Below are 21,091 nucleotides of genomic sequence, written 5' to 3'. Positions count from 1 at the left end.
TCCCGAACTGAAAAGTCAACAGTGCGACAGCGGCTCCTTCGAGAGAAGGACCACGGGGCTGATCGGTTTCGACAGCGCCTGTGAATCCACGAGAAGCGGGCCGAGGATGCAGAGTTATCTCGTAAACGCTCTCTGCAAAAAAATAGTTGCCGAAACCAAGCGCAACGACTTCGCCCTCGCTGCATAAGCGAGCCCGATAGTCCGTCAGGCCGTATGTGATTCCGATACGGATCCTGGCGTCATCTAGGAATCTTGCTGCGTGACGGCGTCTGGACGTCACGTGGGACTCTTCCCAGGCTGGGCTTGTCGACTTAGGTGTCTGTGACAAAGGTCGGAGCCGAGTAGAACGTCTTCACAGACTGCGCCCGGAGAAGGCGTGGAGACTCAGCGTTGGACGGGGGTTCGATTCCCCCCAGCTCCACCAGGTCGCTGTCGCGAGAAGAAGCCCCCGTGGATCCCCGGATCCGCGGGGGCTTCTGTCGTCTCTGGACGCTGATCCGGTGCCGACGTCCACGGCCCGGGCGATGGGGTGCGCGAGACGCGGTGCTCGTCGACCTTCGTGTCCGAAGAACGAATCGGCGAGGATTCCGTCACTAATGGGGATATGCGAGATGCAAAGAATGCCTTCCTGGATTATGCCTTCTGAAATGCACTCCGATGAATTCTCACTGAGCGCAAATCCCCTTTTTCTGGGAGCATGACGCCCTTGTAGCATCCGACGTATGTCTCAGGTCGCATTGCCCGCGGGGCCGCCCAGCGGCAGCTTCGATCGCGTCGCGCAGGTGCTTCTGGCCATGTCGCGAATGGACGCTCCGCGCGTCGCCCAGATCAGCGAGCACACCGGTCTGCCGTCGAGCGCGGTCTACCGCTGCATCACGTCTCTTCTCGAGGCCGGCCTCATCGAGGAGGGGCCGTCGCGAGGCAGATACCACGCGGGCATCGTCTCGATCTCTCTTGCTGAGCGCTACCGGCGCAGCGTGCTCAGTGGGGATGCGACGTCGCGCGTCCTGCACACGCTCGCCGGTCGGACGCTGGAGTTCGCGGCACTCCTCGTGCGTCGCGGAGATGACATGGTGTGCGTCGACACGGCGGACGGGTCCAGCGTGCTGCGATGCTCCTTCGTCGTCGGCGAGGTCGTGCCGCTCGTGGCGGGCGCCAGCGCGAAAGCGATCCTCGCGCACACGCCGCGGGGAGAGGTCGACGGCATCCTCGCCCGCAATGGAGTCGCGGGGTCGACCGCGTCCGGCGTCCTGTCGCTGCTGCCCGACGTGCGCGAGCGGGGATTCGCGATGAGCGCAGGCGAAGTCGACGAGGGAGTCTGGGGGGTCGCAGCACCGGTGTTCGCGGATGGGGGCGTGGTCGGCGCCGTGGCGACCATGGCACCGGTGCTGCGGGCGGCCCGCCTCATGCGCACCGCCGTCTCCGCGACCGTCTCGGCTGCCCAGGCTCTGTCGAGGCACCAGCTGAACATCTGACAGAGAGGACCCGCCGTGCGTCGGCGCGCGGATTCGCATCCGGATCCGCGCGAATGACGGACGCCCGTTCTCCCCACACGAAAGGAGTTGACCCGATGACGAGTCAACAGACGACCAACACCGGAACCCTCGCCGTCGAGCGCCGCACCATCGACATGGTGCCGAAGGACGAGAGGCACGGCACTCCGCTGAACCAGTTCACGCTCTGGTTCGGCGGGAACATGCAGATCACGGCGATCGTCACCGGCCTGATCGCCGTTGCGATCTTCCACGCCGAACCGCTCACGGCGATCCTGGCGGTCCTCGTGGGCAATGTCATCGGCGGCGTGACCATGGCACTGCATTCAGGCCAGGGGCCTCGTATGGGGCTGCCGCAGATGATCTCCAGCAGAGCGCAGTTCGGCGTCCTCGGCGCGACGCTCCCGCTCGTCCTCGTGATCTGCATGTACCTCGGGTTCGCCTCGACCGGTGCGGCTCTCTCCGGAAGCGCGATCAATCACCTGCTCGGCATCCCGACCGCCGCAGGATCTGCTCCGATCGTCGGCATCCTGATCTTCGGAGTGCTGACGGTCATCGTCTCGATCTTCGGATATCAGCTGATCCACGTGCTGGGCCGGATCGCCACGGCAGCGGGCATCCTCGGGTTCACGTACCTGTTCATCCAGCTCTTCGCGAACTACGACGTCGGCGCGACGCTCGGCACCGGGGCCACGGATCCTGCCACCTTCATGGTCTGCCTCACGCTCGGGGCGAGCTGGCAGATGACCTATGCGCCGTATGTCGCCGACTACTCCCGATACCTCCCGGCCGACACGTCGGTCGCGACGACGTTCTGGTCGACCTTCCTCGGCAGCGTGACCGGAACGCAGATCTCGATGACTCTGGGCATCCTGATCGGCGCCGTGTCGGGTGGCGCGCTGCTGGAGGGGCCCGTCGGCTTCGTCGGGCACCTCGCAGGGCCGGCGTACGCGGCCTTCGCGATCTACCTGGTCATCATCGTCGGCAAGCTCACCGCGAACACACTCAACGCCTACGGAGGCATCATGAGCACGGTGACGGTGATCACGAGCTTCAATGCCGAGACGAGGATCTCGCGTCGAGCCCGATCGATCTACATCATCGTCTTCGTCGCGTTGACGATGGTGATCGCGATCGCCGCCAGCGCCGACTTCCTCAACAACTTCAAGAACTTCGTGCTGCTGCTCCTCGCGGTCTTCATCCCGTGGAGCATCATCAACCTCGTCGACTACTACCTGATCTCGAAGGAGCGCATCGACATCCCCGCCCTCTACGATCGTCGCGGCCGCTACGGCGCCGTGAACCTCACGGCGATCGTCTCCTACGGCATCGGCATCCTCGTGCAGATCCCCTTCCTCACGAGCGACACCTACAGCATGCTCGGCGACTTCCACGGACCGCTCGCGGGAGTCCTCGGCGGAATCGACATCTCCTGGGCGGTCTCGATGGTCGTCACGTTCGCCGTCTACTATCCCTGGGCGAAGAAGACGATGAAACCTCCGGCGGACATGATCTATCCACCGGAGTACACGGCGGCGCAGACCGGCCAGATCGCTGTGAGCTGACGTGTCCGTCTCAGCCGCGAAGGGAGCGGTGCAGCCGCGTCCCGAGATCGAAGAGCTGCCCCACTACCGCCCGGGTGTACCGGCGCAGCAGAGAGCAGGGCTCAGCGGATTCAAGCTCTCGTCCAATGAGAACCCGTTCGAGCCGCTGCCCGCGGTCGTCGACGCGATTCGTCGCGCCGACCGACACAACGTCTATCCGGATCCCACGGCGCTTCCGCTCCGCGAGAAGCTCTCCCAGGTCCTCCAGGTGCCGGCGTCCTGCATCGTCGCGGGGGCGGGAAGTCTCGCGGTCCTGAACGACATCTTGCGCGTGTTCGCCGGACGGCGACCGGACGGCAGCAGGGATGAGATCGTCTACGCCTGGCGGTCCTTCGAGTCGTACCCGATCTCGATCGGAGAGACGGGAGCGCGGGCCGTGCCCGTGCCGCTGAGACCGGATCTGACGCACGACCTGGAAGGGATGCTCGCCGCGATCACGGAGCGGACGAAGATCGTGATCCTCTGCACGCCCAACAATCCGACGGGACCGGCGTTGGGCCACGCCGAGGTGCGCGAGTTCCTGTCTCGGGTGCCCGCGCACGTGCTCGTGGTGATCGATGAGGCCTATATCGAGTACGTTCGGACCGCGGACCGGCTCGATTCTCTCGCGCTGCAGCGGGAGTTCCCGAATGCGCTCATCCTGCGCACCTTCTCCAAGGCGCATGGACTCGCCGCGCTGAGGGTGGGGTACTGCGTGGCCCGGGAGGAGATCACCCGCCACCTCACGACGGTCGCCGTCCCCTTTGCCGTGTCTCAGGCAGGACAGATGGCGGCGATCGCCTCACTCGACGAACTGCCGGCGGTGCGGGATCGCGTCGAGTGGACGGTACGGGAGAGAACGCGAGTCAGGGACGAGCTTCTGACTCTCGGCCTGAGTGTCCCCGATGCGCAGGGGAACTTCGTCTGGTTGCCCCTGGGGGCAGGGGCAGAGCAGTTCACGGCTCTGTGCAGCGCTCAGGCGCTCGCCGTCCGGCCTTTTGCCGGAGAGGGGGTCCGCGTGTCCATCGGGCTTCCCGAGGCGCACGACCGCCTGCTCGCGCTCACACGCACGTACCTGCGTTCCCGGGGTGCGCGGTGACGGGGGCGGCGATGGACGCGCACGAACTCCGTGGCGGCGTGCTCGCTGACAAGGATCCCGATAAGACGATCAGGGACCTGGAGCTCGCGCTGCCAGGACGCGTGCTGCGGGATCTCTCCGACGTTCGCCCCTACTCGCATGACCGGTCCCGTCACCGTTGGGCGCCCGCGCTGGCCGTCGTCCTGGCGGAGTCGACGGATGACGTCGCCACCGCCGTGCGGATCTGCGGAACGGCGGGCGTAGCGGTGATCGCCAGGGGAGCGGGCACCGGTCTGGAGGGCGGAGCGAACGCCCTCTCCGTGCGCGAGGATATGGGCGATCGCGACGACACGACGAGATCCGCGAGCGTCGTCGTCGACCTGATGCGGATGAATCGGGTCCTGCATGTCGATCCGGATTCGGCCGACGCGACCGTGGAGGCGGGGGTGAGGCGGAGCGAACTCAATCCGGCGCTCGCCGTCCACGGTCTGCAGTTCGTGGCGGGACCGGGGGTCGACGCATCCATCGGCGGCATGGCGGCGACGCGTGCGAGCGGGACGAATGCGGTGAAGCACGGCACGATGGCCGACAACGTGCGCGGTCTCACCGTCGTCATGTCGGACGGCTCGGTCGTCCGTACCGGCAGCCGGGCGCGGAAGTCCGCTGCCGGCTACGATCTGACCCATCTCTTCGTCGGATCGGAGGGGACGCTCGGCATCATCACCGAGCTGACTCTGCGCCTCACGCCCGTGCCGGCGGCGCATGAGCTCGCCGTGTACTCCTTCCCGTCGGTGAGAGCCGCCGCCCTCGTCGTGCAGCGGGCGCTGCATGCGGGGATCGACCTCGGACGCGCTGAACTGCTCGACACGGTGCAGATCGAGGCGCTGAACTCGTACTCGCACACGGACTTCCGGGCCGCGCCGACGCTCTTCGTCGAGCTGAGCGGCGATCCGCACATCATCGCGCATCACGCGGAGCGGCTCGAGGTCATCATGGCCGCGCAGGGCATGCTCGAGCGTCGACGGATCGAGGGCGACGATCCCGAGCGGTTCTGGAAGGTCCGGCATGATGCTCTTCCGGCCGCGCAGGCGCTGAGACCGGATTCATACACCTGGTCGACCGATGTCTGCGTGCCGATCTCTCACCTGGCCGACTGCATCACGGAGACGCAGGCGGACATCGATGCGAGCGGTCTCGTGGCGCCGATCGCTGGTCACGTGGGAGATGGGAACTTCCATCTCGCGTTCGTGCTCAGGAACGGCGATGACGACGAGAGGGAGCGCGCTGCGGCGCTCACCTCGAGGATGATCCGCAGAGCGCTTGCGGTCGGCGGCACCTGCACGGGCGAGCACGGAATCGGCGTGGGCAAGATGCAGGACCTGATCGAGGAGCATCCTTCGGGTATCGGCGTGATGAGGGCCATCAAGGATGCTCTGGATCCGAGGAGGATCCTCAATCCGGGCAAGATGCTGGATGGCTGAAAGCCGTCAGCCCGCCCAGTCGATGAGGATCAGACTCTGCTTCGTGTCGGCGAGCTTCACCCAGCCATCGCCGAAGAGATAGGTCATGCCGTATCCCTCTTCGTCGGTGCCCAGGGAGAACTCGGGGTCTTCCGTGAAGTAGCGGCCCTCGGGTCCGTCTTCGCGCGTCCACCCCTGCGCGAGGAGGGAGGACTGCGCCGTGTTGGCATCGTCGGAGGAGATCGGCGACCATCCGTACAGCTGGCCGTGATCGGTGCCGGTCGAGAAGTCGGCCCAGAAGCAGAGGATGCCGTCGGGGAGCGCCACGTCGCCGATGATGAAGTCCTTGCGCTCGGACGTCCATCCCGCGTCCGTGAGGCCTGCGACCGTTCCCTCTGTCACGATCGTCTCGCACGTGGGATCGGCAACGGGCGTCTCCGGAGCATGGGTCGCCGCGGGCTCGGCCGTCGACTCCGCAGCAGGCTTCGTGCCCTTCGGGGTGGGGGTGGCGTCCGAATCCGGGCCGCCGGAGCACGCGGTCAGCGTCGCCGCGAGAAGGAGCGCTACGGCGGCGGCGATGGGGATGCGTGGGGTCATCTCGTGGCCTCGTCGAGTGTCAGTCGTGCAGGAGTTCCAGGAAGGCATCGTGAAGGATGCCGTTGGTTGCCAGTGTCGAGCGAGCCGAGATCGTCTCGGCTCCGTCGAAGGCCGTCATGCGTCCACCGGCTTCGCGCACGATCGGCACGGCGGCGGCGATGTCGTACTCCTTGACGTCGAACTCCGCGACCATGTCCAGGCGCCCCTCCGCGAGCAGCATGTATGCGAAGACGTCGCCGTAGGCGCGGTCGCGCCACACGCGATCGGCCAGGGTCAGCAGCGTGTCGAGGCGGCCCGCTTGCGACCACTGCGCGATGCTCTGGAAGCTGACGCTCGCATCGTCGAGGGAGGCCACGGCGGACGTGCGGAGGCGGCGCGGGCCGGCATCCGTCGCCGTCCAGGCTCCGGCTCCCGTCGAGGCCCACCAGCGACGCCCGAGCGCCGGCATGCTGACCACGCCGACCTGCGGCACGCCGTCGACGGCCAGCGCGATCATGGTGCCCCAGAGGGGCACTCCGCGGAGGAAGTTCGCGGTGCCGTCGATCGGGTCGACGATCCACTGGCGGTGCGTGTCGCCCTGGGCGCCGAACTCCTCGCCGAAGATGCCGTCCTCCGGGCGCTCGGTCTCGAGGATCGCGCGGATCGCGCGCTCCGTCGCGAGGTCGGCGTCGGTGACGTGCGAGTTGTCCGCCTTGGTGGAGATCTCGAGGTCGGCGCTGTCGAAGCGTGGCAGCGCCTGCGCATCGGCGGCGTCGGCGAGCCGGAGGGCGAGTTCGAGGTCGGCGGAGAGGCTGTCGGCGCTGGGGGAGGCGGTCACCAGTCCAGGATAGTCGGCGGAGCGAGCGGCCTCCGGCGCGTTGGACGCTGTGCGACACGCGCGGCGGGAGTGAAGGGATGCGCTCGATTTCACATGGAGCCCATCCGCTGGTAATGTAATTCCTCGGCCGGGGGATTCACCGGGCCACGCACCTCTAGCTCAATCGGCAGAGCAACTGACTCTTAATCAGTGGGTTCAGGGTTCAAGTCCCTGGGGGTGCACGGATAAGCCTCGGAGACTCTCGCCAGTCTCCGAGGCTTTTCTGCATTACGCGACGATCATCGTGCCCTCCACGGAAGATCCGACGCCACGCCGAAGCCCAGGCATAGACGTCCCCGCCGACGGATGGGCTGGAGCATCGATCGGCGGGGTCGGTTAGGCGTCGTGTGGCTAGGGCTGTACGAAGACCTCATCAGCAATGATGCCGGGTCGGACGCGCAGTGTGTACGTCTCACCGTCCGGGATAGCGAATGCAGCCGAGCCTGTGAGGGTGCCTCCGGCGTAGAGCTCATCCAGCCCCATGTCGTCGGTGAGGGAGACGAGGGAGTCGTATGAGTTGACCACATTCCCGGAGGAGGTCACTGCGGCGAGCGCGACTTCGGCGGAGTAGCCAGACTCGGCGCCCTTGTACGTGACCGTGTAGTTGACGATCTCGTAGTGCGTGCCGGCCGCAGCGGGTGAGTTGAACTGGTTGGCTTCTGAAACCACCGCGTTGCCGTCGCGATTCACGGAGTTGATGACGACGGTCCAGTCGTTCGTGCTGATCTCGGATCCGACGGGATAGGGGCTTTCTCGGGTGCCCTGTTCGGCGGTGGGAGCAACGCTGGACTGCTCGCCTTCATCGCCGGAAGGCTGATCAGAGGGCGCAGTGACCGTGGTATCGCTGCCACCGAATGCCTCATCGGCAGCGGTCGCGATGACTCCGATGAAGACCATGACGCCGACGATCGTTCCCACGATGGAGAGGATCAGGCCGACGATGCCGAACCACTTCTTGTCGCCCTTTAGGAAGAGGGAGACGATGCTGAGGACGAACGCGATCGGAAGCAGAATCCACCCGACGATCAACGCTCCTGGGATGCACGCGAAGATGAACCCGACCACGGCCACGATCATGCTCACGAGAGCCAAGATGTTGAGCTTCTTCTCGCCCAGCGCCGTGGCCTGAGGGGCAGATTCGAGCCATTGGGCGCCATCCCAATAGCGCTGCTCGTTGTTCGCGTGCGGCGCTGGGTACCATCCGGGGGCAGGGGTCGGATCGGTCATGGGAGTTCCTCTCGGTGCTGTGTCCGGTCGCCTCAGACCGGTGACCGAATGCTATCGGCATATCGGACATTCGATGGAGGAAAGAGCTTCCCGGCGCTCCGCAGGGGCTGCAGATGGGCCCAGCACGTCACGTGCTGGGTGAGATCTTCCTTCGTCCAAGTGCCGCGCAGAGCCGAAGAAGTCCGAACATCGGTGCCCCGGGGGAAAGACATGGTCAGCTACATTCTCTGCACCCGCAGACGCGCACTCTACGGCTTGGATTCGCGCGGGAGCGCGCGGCTCAGGTGAGCAGCACCGAGAGCGCGTGAATCTCCTCGTCGGTCAGCCCCAACCCTTCCGCCGCATAGGCGCGCATGCCGCCGAAGCGCTCATCGACCTCCGCGAAGGCCGCGGCGAGGTAGCTCTCGCGCACACCGAGGACGGGAAGGAGCACCTCGCGCTCCACACCGTGTGCCTCCGCCTGCTGCAGCAGCGGTTCCAGGGCCGGCAGGAGGTCGGTGTTGGTCTGGAGGTAGTCGTCGTACACGTCGTCGATGTCGGCGCCGAGAAGCGAGAGCACTGACGCCGCCGCCCACCCGGTACGGTCCTTGCCGGTGGTGCAGTGGAACAGGGCAGCACCCTGACGGTCGCCGTCGATCAGGCTCAGGAAGAACGAGCGGTAGGCGCTCAGGGCCGACGGCATCCGGACCAGGTCGCGATAGGTCTCCTCGAACAGCTCCTCACCGCGGCCGTTCGCGAGAGTCGACGCGAAGGCTCCCGGATCGGCGGCGAGCTCTGCGAGGCCCGCGGCCACGCTGGTCGGGCTGTCGGCGAGCACGTCCAGGTTGCGGCCCATCGTGCCGGCCGGGAGGTTATCCGGTGATGCGGCGGCCTCGTCCGCTGTGCGCAGGTCGTACACCGTGCGCACGTCGGCCGTGGCGAACCAGTGCTGGTCGATATCGGTCAGCGAGGAGAGCGTCGCCGACCGATACAGGAGACCGCGCTTCACGATCCCGTTCTCGGTGGGGATCCCACCGAGATCGCGCAGGTTCGGCGCGCTGGCGAGGGGGATCGTGCGGTCGTGGGTGTCATTCATGCTCTTATCTCCTTCGAGAGGTCTTCGCTGGTGGACGGTGCTGATCGCGTCGGGACGGGTGCCGGACGCGAGAGGAGCTCGAGGACCGCGAGTGCGCCGACGCCGATGATCGCGGTGCCCACGATCATCCCAGGCGTGAGCGGTCGCATGAGCAGGATGAACGCGGCGCAGGCGGCGCCGATGAGTATCCGAAGCGGCCTCTTGCCGCGCTCCACGCGCTCTCAGACGACTCCTGTGGTGTAGCCGTGCGCTTCCGCGCTGCTCCTGATCGCGGAGATCGCGCGGCGCGCGTGCTGTCGGAGACCGAGAGCCCAGCGCGACGGACCGGCGAGGAGCGCGATCACCAGCACGGCGGCGGAGAGGGTGCCCAGCGCGAGAGTCATGCTCGCGACGAACCCGAGGACCTCGCTGTAGACGGCCAGCGCCGCGTCGTGCGGGACGGCGGAGGCGACGGCCAGCGCGAACACGTTCCGCCCGGCGTCGACGCCGACCCCCAACAGCAGCATCATCACCAGGACGGCTCCGGAGGCCCAGGCCGCCGCGCGCGCCCGGCTGCGAGCCGACAGCACGCCAGCGACGAGGGTGATCAGCATGAGCCAGGGCACCCAGACGCCGATCGCGACGACGAGGTGGTACACGGCGAGGTAGAGGCCGACGGAATCGCCCTCGGCGATCACGATCGACCGGGAGATCGTCGGAATACGGTCGGCGAGCGGGAAGCCATCGGCGACGAGCTCGTCCTTCACCGCCCGGATGATCGGCTCGAGCTGCAGTTCGACCTGACCGGCGCCGATCGTGATCGCCGCGTCCTCCCTGCCCGTGGCCGTGTTCACCAGTTGCCGATGCGTGAACTCCAGTGCGTCGGCCCAGATCGCCGCGAAGGCGTCCGACGTGATGAAGCCCGTCACCGTCGTCTCCATCAGGGATCGGATGCCGGAGACGGCAGGAGCCTGCAGAAGCGCCAGCGCTTCCTGGGCCCTCGGCCCGACATCGAGATCCTGGAGACCGGCGAAGAGGTCGTCCGCGATGCGGTCGATGTCGACCTGGGACTCGATCGCGGCGATGACCTGGTCGGCGACCAAGGCCTGCACGGCCGGATCCTTCGCCAGCGGTGCGAACGTGTCGACGAAGTAGGCGGTGTCGGTGAGCTGTCTGTGCGCCCAGGTCGAGACCACGGCGACGGGGGACAACAGCACGCCGACCGCGATCAACGTGGCCGCCAGGAGCGTCCGGCCCCAGCGACGCGGTGGCCTGGTGAGCGGAACAGCCTCGGCGGGCTCCTCCGACGCTGCGGCGCTCCGCTCGCGCTCCTGATCGAGCGCCCGGGTGAGTTCGGCGTTGGCCGCGGTGAGTCGCGCGAGCTCCTCTGTGAGCTCTTCGGCTGTCTGCTGGACCATTCTTCGAGTCCTTACGGGGGATGGGGGAGAAGAGGAGGGAAGAAGACGGGTGGGGGCGTGGCCGCCCCCACCCGTCCTTCTCAGAGAACCTCCGGACGGGGCGCGACCCAGGAGCCGTCGAGGACGGACGGCCGCGGACGATACAGGCGCAGCACGTAGTTCCAGCCGGGCATGATCGGCAGGGCGTTCGCGACGCCGTCCACCCGCACGCCGAAGCGCACGGTCACGCCGCCGTCGGCATCCGGAATCGCCGTGAGGCTGTTGATGCTGTTGACTCCGAGGGCGTTCTCCTCGAAGAAGCCCGCTGCGTTGTAGAGGGACACCGACCAGAACGCGTCGACGGGTACATCGGCGAGGCGGAGTCGGTACTCGTCGACGGGGAGGTTCTCATCGACGCTGATGTAGGTGGCCTCGTACTCGGGGAGCCCGCCCCAGCCGGATGCCGTGCCGAGCAGGTGCATGATCGGATCCACCTCTTCCACCGTGCCGAAGGAATGGTCATACTTGCTGACGCCGCGCGCGAGGTCGAGGATCGCGGCGCGCGTCGCGGTGTGCGATTCCTGATCGTAGACCGGCATCGGGAACGGTCCTGTGCCGCCTCCGACGATGCGGAGGGCGTCCTGCAGGCGGTTCACCGTGGCGAGATCCTCGTCGTCCGCAGGGTCCACGAGGATGCGCACGATGATGCCCGCGTAGTCCGTGCCGACGAGTTCGCGGGTCAGCACGTGCTCACCGGGGTCGCGGAGGATCGCCTGGCCGTAGTGGTCCTGATTGATCACGAACACGGAGATGTACCGACCACGGGTGTTCGGGATCGTGATCGTCACGCCATCGCGGACGTCTACGATCGAACTGCTGTACAGGGTGTCGCGATTCTGGCGGATGATCGGCTGATCGTCGAGCGGCTTCAGCTGGTAGGTGTGGTTCCACACGCCGAGGCCCGAGCCTGCATCCAGCCGCGAGAACATGAGATCGGTCTCCGCCCTGGCGAAGTTCAGGACGTTGACCTCGATGGGGGACGTCTTGCCCGCGGTGGACGAGGGGCCCGCCGTGCCGGGGCCGAGACCGGAGGCCGCGCTCATGCCAGCGCCTTCGACTTCAGCAGAGCGAACTCGTCCTGGGTGATCGTGCCGGCCTGCAGGAGCGCTGAGGCGGCGGCGATCTCGTCGCTGGGGCTCTTTCCGGCGAGCTCTCGGAGTGAGGCCCGTGCCGAGTCCTCGGCGTCCGCTGCCGCCCGCTGGCCGCGCTCGGCCATGCCCCCTCCGCGGGCGATGAGGTAGACCAGGGCGGTGAGGAAGGGCAGGAAGATCAGGAAGACGATCCACACCGCCTTCCACCAGCCGTTGAGCGCGCGGTCCCGGAACAGGTCGGTGATGATCGCGAACAGGGCGAACAGGTAGCTGATGAAGACGACGGCCCAGAGCATCCAGCTGAGGATTTCCCAGAAGTACATGTGTGATTCCCTTTTTCGTTGAGGAGCGGGCGCGCAGGTCGCGGCCCGACGGATGGATGAGTCAGAGCGAGCCGAGGCCCTTGCCGATCATGAGCACGCCGATGACGACGAGCAGAACGGTCGTGATCACCGCGTTCTCCCGCGCGAGCCACTCGCGGAGCGCCTCCATGGGCGCGCGGAGGCGCTCCGCGGCCAGGAGGTAGGCGACGACCGGGATGAGCACCGTGGAGACCGCGCAGAGCACGAACACCGCGGTCGCGATCGCGGCGGGTGCCGAGGAGAGGCCGGCGCCGCCGATGAGCATTCCCGCGCTGGCGGCGATCAGCAGATTCTTCGGACGGGGGATCGAGAGCAGCAGGCCGAGCCCCAGGGCGCGCGCGAAGGTGAAGGAATCGATCGCCGACATCCACGTCGGCAGCGCGGGCTCTGCGCCGGGCTCCGGCCGCCTGCGCCACTGCACGACGGCGAGGAGGAGCAGGAGCGCCGCGAGCACGAACTGGATGATCGCCCGTATCGGGTCCGGTCCATCGGAACCGGTCTTCGGGGGCAGTGTGCCCGCCACCAGCACGAAGACGGTCACGGGCACCACGATGCCGATGCCCCACCCCAGGAGGAAGCCGATCCCCGTGCGTCGAGCATTCGGCGAGAGCAGCATGAGGATGACGGCGACGATCGGGAGCGGACTGATGGCGATGGCGAGAGTGAGGGGCAGTATCTCCCCGATGACGGTGGCGAGCATGGTCAGGACCTTTCCGTAGTGGTGGGGCCATGGTCGACGCCGGTCAGCGCGCTCACCGCCGCACGGTTCGTCGAGTAGACGGGGTCGTCGTCGCCGATGATCCCGAAGCGGCTGAGGCGAGGACGTGCGCCGACGCGGGTGCGACTGAACGCGAGAACGATCTCCCTGTCCCGCAACCACGTGCGGAGCCCGTCGAAGGCGTGCGCCGCCGTCACGTCGACATCGGTGATGCCCTCCATGTCCACGACGAGGCTGTGCACCTGCTCGGAGCCTGCGGCCTCGACGGCTCTCTCGACGGCCTGTGCGAAGACCGTGCCGTTGGCGAAGAACAGGGGAGCGGACATCCGCACGACGATCACCCCGTCTGCGGTGAGGACACCGGTCGGCGCCTCGTCCAGCAGGGACGCACCGGGGTCGTCGTTCTCGGCGAGCACATCGATCGCGGGATTCGCGGCGCGACGGACGAGGTTCACCAGGGCCAGTACGAAGGCGACCACGATCCCGGCGATGGCCCCCACCAGCACGGTGACCAGGAGGCACACGGCCGCGATCCAGAACTCGAAGCGCGACAGGCGCCAGAGCCCGCGGAACTCCGAGACGCCGAGCAGCGGGACCACGGCGACGCCGACGATCGCCCCGATCGCGGGCGAGGGGATCTCCGCGAGCAGAGCCGTGCCGAAGAGGAGCAGGAGGACGGTGCCGGCGGCCAGGACGAGAGAGGGGAGCTGGGTCCGCGATCCGGCCTGATCCATCGCCGCCGTCCGGCTTGTGGATGCGCCGACGGAGAAGGAGCCGCTCGCGCCCGCGGCGATGTTCGCCACCCCGAACGCCAGGAGGTCGCGGTTCGGTCGTGTCGGATAGCGGTGCTGCTCCCCGTAGGAGCGGGAGACGAGCAGCCCCTCCGTCGTCGCCACGGCCGTGAGGGCGAGGGCCGAAGGAACGAGAGCGATCCACTGATGCCAGTCGAGCACCGGCCAGGTGATCACCGGCGGCCCTGAGGGCACGGCGCCGAGGACCGCGATACCCGCATCACCGGCGTGCGTGAGAGCGACGACTGCCGTCGCGACCACGAGCACGACCAGCGCCCAGGGGACGATGGGGAGCACCTTTCGCCCCAGGAGGAGCACGACGACAGCGGTTGCCGAGATCAGGATCGACCAGACGTTCGCGCCGAGGAGACCGGTGACGAGTGCCACGCACTTCTCCGAGAACTCGGCGCCGGAGTCGATGTGGATGCCGAGCATCTTCGCGACCTGGGAGACGAGCACGTCGAGGGCGAGGCCCGCGATGAATCCGACGAGGATGGGCGTGGAGAGGAAGTTCGCGAGAAAGCCCAGCTTGAACGCGGACATCGCGAGGAAGAGCACTCCGCAGATGATCGCCTGCGCGAGCGCCATCGTCGCATAGCCCTGTGACCCGGCCGCCGCGAGTCCGCCGATGGAAGATGCGACCAGCGCCGCCGCCGAGGCATCGGGCGAGGCCACGAGCTGACGCGACGAGGTGACGATCGCCCACACGATCGTCGGAAGCACGAGCGCGTACAGGCCAGCGACCGGGGGCAGACCGGCGATCTGCGCGTAGCCGATGTTGATCGGGATGGAGATCGCGATCAGGGTGACCCCGGCGCGCAGCTCTCGGCCGAGGTTCCGGCGACTCAGGCCGGGGAGCAGACGGTTCATCGCTGCCAGCCTGGCGTGCGGATGGCGGCTGCGGCCGGCGTCTCATCCTCAGCGGATGAGACGCCGGCCCGCTCCGATATTCCGGACGCCGCTATCGTGGATGCATGATCGAGGCGATTCGCGAGGAACTGGCGCTCGCGGACCCCGAGGCTGCCCGGAGCATCCTGCGCAAGAACTGGCTGCGGTTGATCATCGAGTCCCACTCCGCAGAGCTCGAGCAGCTCTGCGTGGATCACCAGGACCCGCACGACCCGCACATCCTCCTCATCAGAGCCTGCTGCCGCGACCTCGCCGGCGACTCGTACGGGGCGGAGTACCTGCGCGGTCAGGGCCTGCGCGTCGCTCAGGACGACTTCGTCGCGTGCTTCACCGACCTCCTGCTCGCCCCGGACGCCTCAGCCAAGGCCGCCGTCGCCGATCGCGCCCACGTCGCGCTCGCCGAATGCGGTGCGGACGATGACTATCCGTCAGCGCTGTTCCTGCTTGGATGGACCGAGGTCAGGCTCCGCAGGGATTTCGCCAGGGCCATCGCGCTCCTGCGCTCCGCCGCCGACGAGGCTCGTCTGCGGAACCGGCCGGAGACCCATCGGCTCGCCCAGTCAAACCTGGCGTTCGCACTCACTCAGGCCGGGCTGTTCTCGGATGCCGAGAGGGTGCTCGATGCGCTCCCGCCGTCGGAGCATCCGTCTGACTGGGATCGCTTCGAGGGGGGCCTCCCCGAAACGAATCGCGGATGCATCGCCTACTGGCGGGGCGACTTCGAACGGGCGATCGTGCTCTTCGAATCGGTCATCGTCGAGGAGAGCCCCGGCAACAACTTCGAGGCGCTGGCGCGCCTGTACTACGTGATGAGCCTCGTGGCGACGAAGCGCGAGGACCGCTATCACACGGCGGCGGGCCTTCTCAGGGGGATCAGCAAGGCCGACAAGCACGGCATTCCCTGGGACACCCTCCGTCGCGTGGTCTCGGCCTGGCTCGCGCACGCAGAGGGGCAGGACGAACGCGCCCGCGCTCTCTCGGCGCCCGTGCTCACGCGGACCGGCGCCGCCGTCGCCCACGCTCTTCTCGCCGAGCTGTATCGGGTGATGGGTGAGCCGGTGATGTCGAGCCAGGCCTTCCGGCTCGCCGCCGCTGCGGGGATGCCCCGGTACGCGAGGGTGAGCACGCTGGTGACCTCCGCCGCACTGCACTCCGTCGCCGGGCGCGGCTCCCATGCCCACGAGCAGCTCGAGAGAGCACTGGAGACCGCCGCGTCCGAGAACGTCTTCGCGCCGTTCCTCACGGACGACCCGGTGATCGCCGACCTTCTCAGCGCCCATGCCCATTGGGGATCGAGTGAGCAGTCTTTCCTGCTCGCCGTGTTTGAGAGGCGTGGAGCGCACGCGGCAGCGCTCGCCGGGATCCTCACGGACCGCGAGCGGGAGGTGCTGGCGTTCCTGCGCACCACGATGACCGCCGAGGAGATCGCCGCGCGCCTCGGAGTCGCCTACCCCACGGTGAAGTCCCACATCCGCGCGATCTACCGGAAGTTCGGGGTCTCAACGCGACGCGCTGCGGTGCTCGTCTCCGAAGGGCGCTAGCGGCGGTCTGTTCAGGACCCTCCGCGGCGGTTTCAGCGCGCGTCCGTGAAGGTCCGACCGACGGGTTTCACCGGCAGAAATGCCTGATCTGAACCAGATGCTGGTATTCCGCGTAACGGATCGCGCCTTCTGCGGTCTACTTACGTATGGGGACCTTCGCGTGGGGACGCGAGGGAGCAACGGTGACTGGAGGACAACACCATGCTCAGCAACAGAAAGCGCTTCGGCGTGCGCGCCGCGATCGGCGCTCTCATCGCTCTCGGGGCGACGATCGGGCTCGGAATCGCGCCCGCGTCCGCCGCGGAGTACGACTATCCGGGGGCGATCGACCCTGGGTCGATCACGGTGACCACGGTCGACGGCACCGGCGGGGTCAACGTCGGCGAGCAGATCAGGATCGACGCGGACTGGTCCGTGCCCGACGGCGCCGCCGCAGGACAGACGTTCGGGTTCACGCTTCCGGAGGAGTTCGCCGGCTTCAACGGCACGTTCTCCATCCCGTCGAAGGATGATCCGAGTCAGACCGTCGCGAACTGCACCGTGTCATCCGACGCGGCGCCCGTCGTGACCTGCACGCTGACCGACTACGTCACCGGGCGCACCGGCATCGAAGGAACGCTCTGGTTCGTCGCGAAGACCGACAAGGCCACGACCGACACCACGGTCGACTTCGTGGTCGACGGCAAGATCACACCCGTCGACATTCCCGGGGGCGGCATCATCCCGGGCAAGCCGCTGCCGGGGACTCCGGCGAAGTGGTCGTCGCTGACCGATGACGGGAAGATCGCGTGGGTGGTCGCGATTCCCGGTTCGGCCTTCGCTGACGCCGGCAAGATCACCGTCGACGACGAGCTCACCCCGGCGGGTGCTGGTACCGCGGAGCACCACAACGTCGACGGCGTGCTCACGGTGTGGGGCACGGACGAGACGAACACCAAGCCCTTCACCGTGCCGGGATGGACGGGGGAGTGGAACGCCACGGGTACGGCGTTCCATCTCGAGATCCCGGGTCCCATCGATGCGACCAAGTACTACATGGTCAAGTACACGACGGAGCCGACCAACCCGGTGGAGGGCGCGACCTACGCGAACACCGCCACGGTCAACGGCATCACCGTGCACGACAACCAGGTGTGGACGACCGCGGGTGGTGGCGCCGGAACGGGCAAGGAGACCGGCGCCTTCACGCTCGTCAAGGCAGTGGCCGGAGACGGCGCCGGAAAGGTGCCCGCAGATGCGGCGTACACGGTGACGTACTCGTACGGCGACCCCGTCGTGACGAAGACGATCACGCTCGTTCCGGGCACCCCGGTGCAGAGCATCGCGCTTCCCCTCGGTACGGTCGTGACGCTCGAGGAGGCGGCTCCTCCTGTCGTGGACGGTGTCGTGTGGAACACGCCCGTGTTCGGCGGCACCGGAGTGCGCGTACTCGACGGTGGGAAGGCACAGCTCACCATCGGGGAGGGCGCTGCGGCGTCGATCACCTTGACCAACACGGCGACCGCAACGCCGCCGGTGACCCCGCCCACCCCGGCGACGCCGGAGAAGCCCGCGCCGCCGAAGGAGCTGCCGCTGACCGGCTCGCTCGCATCGACGGGTTCGGACGTGCCGACTCCGCTTCTCCTGGCAGGCGCTGCGGCCCTGCTGCTCGGTCTTGCGATGACGACGGGTGCGACTCTGCGCCGTCGACGTCGTTGAGGTGCGCGGCCCGTTCCCCATCGCCGAGATCGAGCGGGGAACGGGCCGTCGTGCACCTCGTCACGGGGATGCCGGTGGTGGTTCCGACCGCAGCGCAGTTCCGCTCAGACGACGGAGATCACCTTTCCACCGGTGAGGGCCTTCAGCGTGTCGAAGGTGAGGGGCATCACAGTGTGCGGGTGGCCGGCGGCCGCCCAGATCTCGCCGTGATCCTCCAGGTCGGCGTCGATGTAGGTGCGCAGGGGCGCGGGGTGTCCGACAGGAGCGACGCCGCCGATGGCCTGCCCGGTGGACTCCCGGACGACAGCGGCGGGAGCCATCACGACCTCCTGCGCTCCGACGTTCCGAGCGAGGGCTGTCGGGTCGACGCGATGACCACCGCTCGTCATGACGAGGATCGGCGCACCGTCGGCGAGGAGCACGAGGCTGTTCGCGATCGCGGCGACGTCGCATCCGATCGCCGCCGCGGCTTCTGCGGCCGTGCGAGCGGAGTCGGGGAGTACACGGATGACGGTGTCGACACCGGCATCCTCGAGGTGACGTAGCACGAGCCTGCTGCGTTCAGGGAGGTCGAGGGCGGTCATCGCCCCACCGTATCGAACGCGGCAGGCTCGTGTGACAGGAGGCGACGTGCTACGCGGCGTCCCCGAGGAGGATCGCCTCCGCGTCCTCGGCGGCACCGCCCTCAGACTCGTCGTCGATGTGCGCGAGAGCCTTTCGACCGAGGAGGATCGTGAGCGCCGCGACGAGCACGGACACGGCGGCGAAGAGGTACGGGACCGTCGCGTTGAACGCGTGCCACAGTGCCGCCGCGATCGGCGGCGCCATGGCTCCACCGAGGAAACGCACCGCCGAGTACGCCGAGGACGCTACGGAGCGCGGCAGGTCGGTCGCCTCCATCACGGCCTCGGTGAGCACGGTGTTCATCACGCCGAGCAGCAGTCCGCCCACGATGATGCACACGACCAGGGCGGTGGCGGAGGACACCAGCAGACCCGCCGCGACCAGATCCAGAGCCAGCAGCGGCAGCACAACGAGGATGATGTGCGTGCGCTTCATGCGGCGCATCAGAAGCGGAGCGACCCAGACGCTCGTGACCGCGAGCGCGACGCCCCACCCGAAGAACGTGAAGCCGATCCCCATGGCGCCGAACCCGAGGGGGAACGGCGAGAACGCCAGGAGCACGAAGAAGCCGATGTTGTAGAAGAGGGCCGCGACGGCGAGAACGGCGAGTGCCGGCCGCCGGAGCGCCGTGAAGGGGGCGGAGAAGGGCACGGGTTCGCGCTTCTCGCTCGGACCGCGCAGCAGCGCGAGGATGGCGACGAAAGCGATGGCCATCAGCACGACGACGCCGAAGAACGGGGCGCGCCAGCTCTGCTCTCCGAGCAGCCCGCCCAGGAGCGGGCCGATCGCGATGCCGAGTCCGAGGGCGGCCTCGTACAGCACGATCGCCGCTCCACTGCCTCCGGAGGCGGCGCCGACGATCGTCGCGAGCGCGGTCGAGATGAAGAGGGCGTTGCCGAGGCCCCAGCCGGCGCGGAAGCCGATCACAGCATCGACACTGCCGCTGAGGGCGCACAGGAGCGCGAACACCACGATGAGCGCGAGGCCGATCAGGAGCGTCTTCTTCGCGCCGATGCGGCTCGAGATCCAGCTCGTGACCAGCATCGCGATGCCCGTGACCGCGAGGTAGCTCGTGAAGAGCAGCTCGGTCTGCACCGGGGTCGCCTCGAGCGATTCGGCGATGGCGGGGAGGATCGGGTCGACGAGGCCGATGCCCATGAAGGCGACGACACACGCGAAGGCGACGGCCCAGACCTGTGCGGGCTGCTTCCACACGGATGGTGCGGCGGTGTTCAACGTAGTGCTCCTGTCGGTTCGGTGGCGGTGTGCGCGGCGAGGATCTCCGCGGCGCGGGTCAGGGCGGCCCAGTCCTCGTCGACGAGATCGGCGAAGCGGGGGGCGAGCGTGTCGCGGAACTCCTCGCGCCAGGCGCTCAGCTCCTGGGAGCCCTGAGGGGTGATGTCGACGACGATCGCTCGGGAATCCTCCGGATCGGGGGAGCGGAGCACGAGTCCTTCTCGCTCCAGGCCTCCGATGAGGCGGGTCATCCCCGGCTGCGTGGTGCGTGACGCCGCTGCGAGCTCCCCGACCCGGCGAGAGCCGTTCTGATCGAGGAGGCTGAGCACGCGCCACTGCGCCGCCGGGGCGTCGTTTCCGGCATCCTGTGCGGCGATTCTGCCCAGGGCGTACCCGGAGAGGACGAGGGAGGGGATGACATCCACGCGTTGCATACCAATGAGTATATACCCGATGGTATGTAAATGTCAGCGGCGACCGTTCGCGATGCGCGCGGAGAGCTGATGGGCGTGCGCCAGCAGCGTGCGTCCGAGGTCTGCGAGGCGCTCAGGACCGAAGCGGAACTCGACCCCCGTGAGGCTCAGCGCCCATTCCGGCCGTCCGCTGCGGTCGAAGACCGCGGCGCCGAGCCCCCAGCTGCCCTCCACGATGAGACCGGGGTTCACCGCGTAGCCGCGCTCCTTCGTGTCGGCGAGCCGTGCCCGCAGCGGGTCGGGAGCGTGCTGCCGCCCCCACTCCTGTGCGAGCTCGGGATGCCGGTCGAGATAGGCATCCACATCGTGGTCAGGAAGGAAGGCCAGGATGGCCAGCCCTGCGCTCGCGACGCCGAGCGGGAATCTGACCCCTTCGCTGAGCACGAAGGAGCGGATCGGGAACGACCCCTCCTCTCTCAGCAGGCACACGGTCTCGTCGGCCCTGCGCACGGAGAAGAACGCGCTCTCCTCCGTCTTCACGGCCAAGGATCGGACGATGTCTCGGGCGAGCGCGGTCACGTCGTAGCGCGCGGCTGCCACGGTTCCCATGAGGAAGAGCTCGGGCCCAGGCATCCATCTCGTGCTCTCACCGTCGCGATCGACGAGTCCTTCGGCTTTGAGTGCGCTGAGCAGCCGGTGGGTCGTCGAACGTGAGAGATCCGCGCTCCGGGCGAGATCCTGCAGGGTCGCGCCGTCGGACCCGCCCGCTGTCACCAGGCGCAGCAGGCGGGCTGCGCGGGCGATCGCCTGCGCGCCCGGAACGCTGCGGGAGGATTCCATAATGTGGACGCTATCGCCGAGTTCGCCCACATCGCAAGAGCCTGCTGTCGCCTCGTGGTCGGC

General features: G+C 67.8%; 19 protein-coding genes, 1 tRNA gene and 1 other RNA gene. 8 read left to right on the top strand and 13 right to left on the bottom strand.

Features of this window, described 5'->3' with window-relative positions; all coding sequences use genetic code 11:
• Positions 1-54: 54 nt before the first annotated feature.
• The 5 genes from ssrA (at position 55) to LC438_RS10765 (ending at position 5,635) form a co-directional block, all read left to right on the top strand.
• Positions 55-424, top strand: a transfer-messenger RNA (tmRNA) gene (gene ssrA, locus LC438_RS10785).
• 298 nt (positions 425-722) lie between these two features.
• Entirely contained in the window at positions 723-1,475 is a 753-nt protein-coding gene (locus LC438_RS10780; protein WP_223586555.1) for an IclR family transcriptional regulator, read from the top strand.
• A 95-nt stretch (positions 1,476-1,570) separates the two neighbouring features.
• Positions 1,571-3,058, top strand: a complete 1,488-nt coding sequence (locus LC438_RS10775; RefSeq protein ID WP_105673250.1) for a cytosine permease — start codon at positions 1,571-1,573, stop codon at positions 3,056-3,058.
• Position 3,059: 1 nt separating this feature from the next.
• Entirely contained in the window at positions 3,060-4,175 is a 1,116-nt protein-coding gene (locus LC438_RS10770) for a histidinol-phosphate transaminase (protein ID WP_223586554.1), read from the top strand.
• A gap of 11 nt (positions 4,176-4,186) precedes the next feature.
• The gene (locus tag LC438_RS10765) at positions 4,187-5,635 is read left to right on the top strand and encodes an FAD-binding oxidoreductase (RefSeq protein WP_223586553.1); all 1,449 of its coding nucleotides are present in this window, start codon (positions 4,187-4,189) and stop codon (positions 5,633-5,635) included.
• Positions 5,636-5,641: 6 nt separating this feature from the next.
• On the opposite strand, the gene LC438_RS10760 is transcribed toward LC438_RS10765, so the two are convergent.
• Positions 5,642-6,211, bottom strand: coding sequence for a hypothetical protein (locus LC438_RS10760; protein ID WP_105673253.1), 570 nt, complete (start codon positions 6,209-6,211; stop codon positions 5,642-5,644).
• A gap of 19 nt (positions 6,212-6,230) precedes the next feature.
• Positions 6,231-7,028 carry an inositol monophosphatase family protein gene (locus tag LC438_RS10755; RefSeq protein WP_223586552.1) on the bottom strand — a complete coding sequence of 266 codons (798 nt, stop codon included), beginning with the start codon at positions 7,026-7,028 and terminating at the stop codon, positions 6,231-6,233.
• Positions 7,029-7,176: 148 nt separating this feature from the next.
• On the opposite strand from LC438_RS10755, the gene LC438_RS10750 reads away from it, so the two are divergent.
• Positions 7,177-7,249 (top strand) — tRNA-Lys (locus tag LC438_RS10750).
• A 169-nt stretch (positions 7,250-7,418) separates the two neighbouring features.
• Here the strand turns inward: LC438_RS10750 and LC438_RS10745 are convergent.
• From LC438_RS10745 to LC438_RS10715, 7 genes are all read right to left on the bottom strand, one after another.
• Positions 7,419-8,294, bottom strand: a complete 876-nt coding sequence (locus LC438_RS10745; RefSeq protein WP_223586551.1) for a DUF2510 domain-containing protein — start codon at positions 8,292-8,294, stop codon at positions 7,419-7,421.
• Between the two features lie 280 nt (positions 8,295-8,574).
• Positions 8,575-9,369: a tyrosine-protein phosphatase gene (locus LC438_RS10740; RefSeq protein ID WP_223586550.1), complete on the bottom strand. Its 795-nt coding sequence runs from the start codon at positions 9,367-9,369 to the stop codon at positions 8,575-8,577.
• Positions 9,370-9,590: 221 nt separating this feature from the next.
• Positions 9,591-10,766 carry a hypothetical protein gene (locus LC438_RS10735; RefSeq protein ID WP_223586549.1) on the bottom strand — a complete coding sequence of 392 codons (1,176 nt, stop codon included), beginning with the start codon at positions 10,764-10,766 and terminating at the stop codon, positions 9,591-9,593.
• An 80-nt stretch (positions 10,767-10,846) separates the two neighbouring features.
• Entirely contained in the window at positions 10,847-11,848 is a 1,002-nt protein-coding gene (locus tag LC438_RS10730) for a DUF1214 domain-containing protein (protein ID WP_223586548.1), read from the bottom strand.
• Positions 11,845-12,219 carry a PLDc N-terminal domain-containing protein gene (locus tag LC438_RS10725; protein ID WP_223586547.1) on the bottom strand — a complete coding sequence of 125 codons (375 nt, stop codon included), beginning with the start codon at positions 12,217-12,219 and terminating at the stop codon, positions 11,845-11,847. Before LC438_RS10725 ends, LC438_RS10730 begins: the two co-directional genes overlap by 4 nt.
• A 61-nt stretch (positions 12,220-12,280) precedes the next feature.
• Complete coding sequence (locus LC438_RS10720) at positions 12,281-12,958, bottom strand: GAP family protein (protein ID WP_223586546.1); 678 nt, start codon at positions 12,956-12,958, stop codon at positions 12,281-12,283.
• A 2-nt stretch (positions 12,959-12,960) separates the two neighbouring features.
• Positions 12,961-14,637 (bottom strand): SulP family inorganic anion transporter, encoded by a 1,677-nt coding sequence (locus LC438_RS10715; protein WP_223586545.1) that lies wholly within the window; start codon positions 14,635-14,637, stop codon positions 12,961-12,963.
• Between the two features lie 104 nt (positions 14,638-14,741).
• On the opposite strand from LC438_RS10715, the gene LC438_RS10710 reads away from it, so the two are divergent.
• Entirely contained in the window at positions 14,742-16,217 is a 1,476-nt protein-coding gene (locus tag LC438_RS10710) for a LuxR family transcriptional regulator (RefSeq protein ID WP_223586544.1), read from the top strand.
• 201 nt (positions 16,218-16,418) lie between these two features.
• Positions 16,419-17,915, top strand: coding sequence for an Ig-like domain-containing protein (locus tag LC438_RS10705; protein WP_223586543.1), 1,497 nt, complete (start codon positions 16,419-16,421; stop codon positions 17,913-17,915).
• Positions 17,916-18,019: 104 nt separating this feature from the next.
• On the opposite strand, the gene LC438_RS10700 is transcribed toward LC438_RS10705, so the two are convergent.
• The 4 genes from LC438_RS10700 to LC438_RS10685 are packed head-to-tail and all read right to left on the bottom strand — an operon-like array spanning position 18,020 to position 21,028.
• Complete coding sequence (locus tag LC438_RS10700; RefSeq protein WP_223586542.1) at positions 18,020-18,499, bottom strand: YbaK/EbsC family protein; 480 nt, start codon at positions 18,497-18,499, stop codon at positions 18,020-18,022.
• Between the two features lie 49 nt (positions 18,500-18,548).
• Entirely contained in the window at positions 18,549-19,775 is a 1,227-nt protein-coding gene (locus LC438_RS10695; RefSeq protein WP_223586541.1) for an MFS transporter, read from the bottom strand.
• Complete coding sequence (locus tag LC438_RS10690; RefSeq protein ID WP_223586540.1) at positions 19,772-20,209, bottom strand: MarR family winged helix-turn-helix transcriptional regulator; 438 nt, start codon at positions 20,207-20,209, stop codon at positions 19,772-19,774. The genes LC438_RS10695 and LC438_RS10690 overlap by 4 nt, the downstream gene beginning before the upstream one ends.
• A gap of 33 nt (positions 20,210-20,242) precedes the next feature.
• Positions 20,243-21,028 carry an IclR family transcriptional regulator gene (locus tag LC438_RS10685; RefSeq protein WP_105673266.1) on the bottom strand — a complete coding sequence of 262 codons (786 nt, stop codon included), beginning with the start codon at positions 21,026-21,028 and terminating at the stop codon, positions 20,243-20,245.
• Positions 21,029-21,091 lie beyond the last annotated feature (63 nt).

The sequence above is a fragment of the Microbacterium sp. OVT16B genome (assembly GCF_019969705.1).
Lineage (GTDB): Bacteria > Actinomycetota > Actinomycetes > Actinomycetales > Microbacteriaceae > Microbacterium > Microbacterium natoriense.
This window is presented reverse-complemented; position numbering and strand designations above follow the sequence as displayed.

Excerpts from the sequence above, each read along its gene's own strand:
- LC438_RS10745 (WP_223586551.1), bottom strand. The coding sequence starts at position 8,294 with ATGACCGATCCGACCCCTGCCCCCGGATGGTACCCAGCGCCGCACGCG.
- LC438_RS10705 (WP_223586543.1), top strand. The coding sequence starts at position 16,419 with ATGCTCAGCAACAGAAAGCGCTTCGGCGTGCGCGCCGCGATCGGCGCT.
- LC438_RS10735 (WP_223586549.1), bottom strand. The coding sequence starts at position 10,766 with ATGGTCCAGCAGACAGCCGAAGAGCTCACAGAGGAGCTCGCGCGACTC.
- LC438_RS10780 (WP_223586555.1), top strand. The coding sequence starts at position 723 with ATGTCTCAGGTCGCATTGCCCGCGGGGCCGCCCAGCGGCAGCTTCGAT.
- LC438_RS10730 (WP_223586548.1), bottom strand. The coding sequence starts at position 11,848 with ATGAGCGCGGCCTCCGGTCTCGGCCCCGGCACGGCGGGCCCCTCGTCC.
- LC438_RS10720 (WP_223586546.1), bottom strand. The coding sequence starts at position 12,958 with ATGCTCGCCACCGTCATCGGGGAGATACTGCCCCTCACTCTCGCCATC.
- LC438_RS10715 (WP_223586545.1), bottom strand. The coding sequence starts at position 14,637 with ATGAACCGTCTGCTCCCCGGCCTGAGTCGCCGGAACCTCGGCCGAGAG.
- LC438_RS10700 (WP_223586542.1), bottom strand. The coding sequence starts at position 18,499 with ATGACCGCCCTCGACCTCCCTGAACGCAGCAGGCTCGTGCTACGTCAC.
- LC438_RS10710 (WP_223586544.1), top strand. The coding sequence starts at position 14,742 with ATGATCGAGGCGATTCGCGAGGAACTGGCGCTCGCGGACCCCGAGGCT.
- LC438_RS10740 (WP_223586550.1), bottom strand. The coding sequence starts at position 9,369 with ATGAATGACACCCACGACCGCACGATCCCCCTCGCCAGCGCGCCGAAC.
- LC438_RS10690 (WP_223586540.1), bottom strand. The coding sequence starts at position 20,209 with ATGCAACGCGTGGATGTCATCCCCTCCCTCGTCCTCTCCGGGTACGCC.
- LC438_RS10725 (WP_223586547.1), bottom strand. The coding sequence starts at position 12,219 with ATGTACTTCTGGGAAATCCTCAGCTGGATGCTCTGGGCCGTCGTCTTC.
- LC438_RS10775 (WP_105673250.1), top strand. The coding sequence starts at position 1,571 with ATGACGAGTCAACAGACGACCAACACCGGAACCCTCGCCGTCGAGCGC.
- LC438_RS10685 (WP_105673266.1), bottom strand. The coding sequence starts at position 21,028 with ATGGAATCCTCCCGCAGCGTTCCGGGCGCGCAGGCGATCGCCCGCGCA.
- LC438_RS10760 (WP_105673253.1), bottom strand. The coding sequence starts at position 6,211 with ATGACCCCACGCATCCCCATCGCCGCCGCCGTAGCGCTCCTTCTCGCG.
- LC438_RS10765 (WP_223586553.1), top strand. The coding sequence starts at position 4,187 with ATGGACGCGCACGAACTCCGTGGCGGCGTGCTCGCTGACAAGGATCCC.